Genomic DNA, 3,526 nt, shown 5'->3' with positions numbered 1-3,526 from the left:
CGATGGCGCAGCCGACGGTGTCGGCGATCAGGCGTTTGGTGTCGTGGACGACCTGGGCGGGCAGGTCCTCGAACCGGGTGCGGTGCAGTAGGTCGATCAGGTGCCCAGTGGTGGTGTTCAAGGGTTGTCCCCTTCTCGTGCTCCCGCAGAGAGCGCGCCGCGACGCTGCGGTCGACTGCCTTCAGCAGTTCGGCACCTTACCGGTCCGCCACCCGGGCTGGAACTGAGAACTCGCGGGCCACGGTCCCCTTGTGTCACACCGGGACGCGGACCTGCCGGTACTGCTGGGGGCTCAGCCCGTGCTGCCGTTTGAAGGCGGTGCTCAGCGCGAACGAACTGCCGTAGCCGACCTGCCGGGCCACCGCGCCGACCGTGGTGTCGGGCTGCTGCCGCAACAGGTCCGCGGCCAGTGCGAGCCGCCATGCGGCGAGGAACGCCATCGGCGGTTCGCCGACGACGGTGGTGAACCGCCGGGCCAGCGTGGCACGGGAAACGCCGATCGCGGCGGCCAGCGAGGCGATCGTCCACGGTCTCGCCGGGTCGTTCTGCAACAGCCGCAACGCCCGCCCCGCGACCTGGTCGTGATAGGCCCGGTACCAGGGCGGCGCGTCGGCCTCGGCCCTGGCGAACCAAGCACGCAGCACCGAGATGAGCAGGAGGTCCAGCAACCGGTCGAGCATCGGCTCCTGCCCCGGCTCGTCCTTCCCGATCTCGTCGGCGAGCAATCCGACCAACGGGCTGTCCCAGTCCTCGTCGCGCAGCACGAGCAGCGGCGGGAGGGCGTCGAGCAGGCGGCGGCTGATCTCGCCTTGCATCGGATAGGTGCCGGTCAGCAGCACCGTGGTGCCGTCCGGGTCGGTGCCCCAGGTGCGCACGCCGAGGTCGGTCATCGTGGTGAGCGGCCGGCCATCCGGGGTGCTGCACCGCTGACCGGGGTTGATGACCACCTGCGGCGGCGTGGCGGGATCGTCGGCCACCACATACGGATCCGGGCCACGCAGGATCCCGACATCGCCCGGCCGCAACCGCACCGTTTCCCCGTCGTCAGGCGTGATCCACGCGTCGCCGCGCACCATCGCCACCAGTGTCAGCGGCGCCTCGTCCTGGATTCGCAGCGACCACGGCGGGGTGAGGACCGACCGGAGCAGGAACGCGTTGTGCGCGCGAGGGCCGTCGAGCAGTCCGGCGAGGGTGTCCATGCCGTCGAAGCGTAGACGATAAAAGATGGGAATGAGCCTCTGAACCATGGAACGTCTCATCAAAGCGCGGTTCAGTCGAGGCATGACAAAACACACGAACACAGTTGTCGTAGGCGGAACCGGCAAGACGGGCCGCCGGGTGGTGGATCGGCTGCGCACGCGGGCACTGCCGGTGCGGGTCGCCTCTCGTTCCGGGGAGGTGCCGTTCGACTGGGCGCGGCCCGAGACGTGGCCGACCGTCACGCACAACGCGGAGTCGATGTATCAATCCGACCGAAAGTAGGCCGACCGTGATCAACTGGAAGCCGGCCTAGGCCCAATGCCGGTCGTTTAAGTCGTTTTGACTGGTCTCTTGCGGTACTCGGGTTTGCTCGGCGGTGTGATGACGACCGCCGAGCAAGACGGCCTGCTGTCCTGGCGTCGCTGTCGGTGATGCGCCCTCTTGACCGGGAAGTTGCTCATCTTTCTTTTGATGACTCGCGGATAGCTTCGGTCTCGGCGTGTCGGATTGAGTTCGGCTGCTACCTCGGCGAGTAACACCGCATAGTGATCATCACAATGCGCGAGGGGGAAAATGCTCCGGTTTCCAGATCCTGGACCGGATGATGCGGACAGTGTTCTTATGCGAGATCCGATCCGGATCCACCTTTGCCTGAGCGGCCGCGTCCACCTGGACGCAGGTCGTGGCGTAGTGCACGGCCAGATGTGCCCAAAATTCCTGCCGGACACCGTCCGGCGACTTCGAACGGAAGATCTTGTCATCGTTGAGCTGAACACTCTTGACCTGTTTCAGGAAACCCTCGATATCCCACCGCTCATGGTAAAGAATCGCCACATCCTTCGCCGGTGCCACCGCCGGGTCCATGATCGTGGTCACCAGCCGATACGACTCGTCCGACCCAGGAAGCCGATATTCGATGACACGCAACCGTATGGATGATCCACGATGGCGCGATTTGTTCGGCGCGGTCACTTCAGCGATATAGGAGCCGTCCGGCAGATGCTCCACAGGCCGCAGAACCAGATTCGATGCCACCCTCCACAGCAGGTCAGCACCAGTGTCCACGGCCTTCGTCCAGCGATCGAACGAATAGATGTGCCGATCCGCCAACACCAGCATGCCCGGACGAAAGGAGGGAAACATCTCCTCGATCAGCATCGACTCGGCCGCGGCGTAGGCGTCCATCCGGGCATCGAAAACAGCGTGCGTTCCCAATTCGACCAAGCAGGCAGCCTGGATCTGTGGATAGGCGGTCTTGCCCTCGCCGCGTCCGGAGCCGGGACGACCGAACTCCTGCTCGTTCTCGTCGGTATCGGGCACCGTGAACGTGGTTCCGTCGACGGCCGTCAACCGCCAGTGCTGATACCACGCACCCATCGTGGATCCCTCCGCCCTGGGTCGTAACACCGCGCGGACCACAGTTTCCACAGGTTCGGGACCCAAACGCCGACGGGCATTTCCGATCGACCCGGTCGTGGGCACGCGATAGCCCCGTGCTCCCCGACCAAACGTAGACATGAGAATCCTCATCGCCGACCGATAGGACTCATGCGGGAACAGGCACAGGGCCAGCACAAAATAGAACACCAGCCGGGCAGGAAGGGCACGTGTCCGCTGTTCCCGGCGCCAGTACTGGTCGATAACACGATCGACCAATTCCACCGGGAACGCCCGGGTCAGCACACCGATCGCGGCCTGGTCAGCCAGCCCGACACCGGCACCTGTCTCAAGATCCACAAGACAGCAGGTTACCGGCCGTGCGGCGATCTAAACGACCGGCATTGGGGTTAGGCCGGGGTGGGGGGATTTGTGCCGAAGGCGTGGAGGAAGGTGAGGACGGCGGCGTCGGCCAGGGTGTGGAGTTCGGCGTCTGGGAGTTTGCGGGTGCCGAACCGGGACCGGGCCTCCGCTGGGCTGATGAGCAGTGCGAAGAACTGCTCGGCGACTATCGCCGGGTCGCATACGCGGAGGCGGCCATCGAGGGACAGCCGCGCGACACGGTCGGCCAGGGCTTCGTAAAGGCGTTCGACCCCGCAGTCGAGGTCGGGGAACCTGGCCCCCTCAGCGAAAAACAGCCGCCGCAGTGCCCATGACCTGTCGTCACAGTAGCTTCGCAAGAGCCGGTAGCCGACGTCCCGCAGCAGGCCACGCAGGTCGCCAGCCGGCTCGCGGAGGAGTTCGATCGTGGCCAGGCTCTCGGCCATGGCCTTTTCGGACGCGGCCAGCATCGTGTGGCGGAACAGGTTTTCCTTGTCGTTGAGGTGGTTGTAGACCGTCGGCTTGGCGACGCCTGCCTCTTCCGCGATCTCCTGCACGCACGAGTCGG

Annotated in this window: 4 protein-coding genes; 1 reads left to right on the top strand and 3 read right to left on the bottom strand. The window is 65.4% G+C overall.

All coding sequences use genetic code 11. From position 1 onward, the window contains the following. Positions 1 to 254 precede the first annotated feature (254 nt). Positions 255 to 1,199 carry a helix-turn-helix transcriptional regulator gene (locus VFW69_RS20660; protein ID WP_526504053.1) on the bottom strand — a complete coding sequence of 315 codons (945 nt, stop codon included), beginning with the start codon at positions 1,197 to 1,199 and terminating at the stop codon, positions 255 to 257. 82 nt (positions 1,200 to 1,281) lie between these two features. Here VFW69_RS20660 and VFW69_RS20655 point away from each other — a divergent pair, with 82 nt between their 5' ends. Then, positions 1,282 to 1,482 carry a hypothetical protein gene (locus VFW69_RS20655; protein WP_526504051.1) on the top strand — a complete coding sequence of 67 codons (201 nt, stop codon included), beginning with the start codon at positions 1,282 to 1,284 and terminating at the stop codon, positions 1,480 to 1,482. A 270-nt stretch (positions 1,483 to 1,752) separates the two neighbouring features. Here VFW69_RS20655 and VFW69_RS20650 read toward each other — a convergent pair whose 3' ends face one another. Together VFW69_RS20650 and VFW69_RS20645 are read right to left on the bottom strand one after the other, a co-directional pair. After that, positions 1,753 to 2,883 (bottom strand): IS4 family transposase, encoded by a 1,131-nt coding sequence (locus VFW69_RS20650; RefSeq protein ID WP_526504049.1) that lies wholly within the window; start codon positions 2,881 to 2,883, stop codon positions 1,753 to 1,755. Between the two features lie 104 nt (positions 2,884 to 2,987). Continuing rightward, positions 2,988 to 3,526: TetR/AcrR family transcriptional regulator (locus VFW69_RS20645; protein ID WP_526504047.1), on the bottom strand; the 539-nt coding region annotated here is incomplete at its 5' end.

Source organism: Mycobacterium sp. (assembly GCF_036273375.1).
Classification (GTDB): Bacteria; Actinomycetota; Actinomycetes; order Mycobacteriales; family Mycobacteriaceae; genus Mycobacterium.
The sequence above is the reverse complement of the archived record's forward strand: the minus strand, read 5'-3'. Positions and strand labels throughout refer to the sequence as shown.

Excerpts from the sequence above, each read along its gene's own strand:
- VFW69_RS20660 (WP_526504053.1), bottom strand. The coding sequence starts at position 1,199 with ATGGACACCCTCGCCGGACTGCTCGACGGCCCTCGCGCGCACAACGCG.
- VFW69_RS20655 (WP_526504051.1), top strand. The coding sequence starts at position 1,282 with ATGACAAAACACACGAACACAGTTGTCGTAGGCGGAACCGGCAAGACG.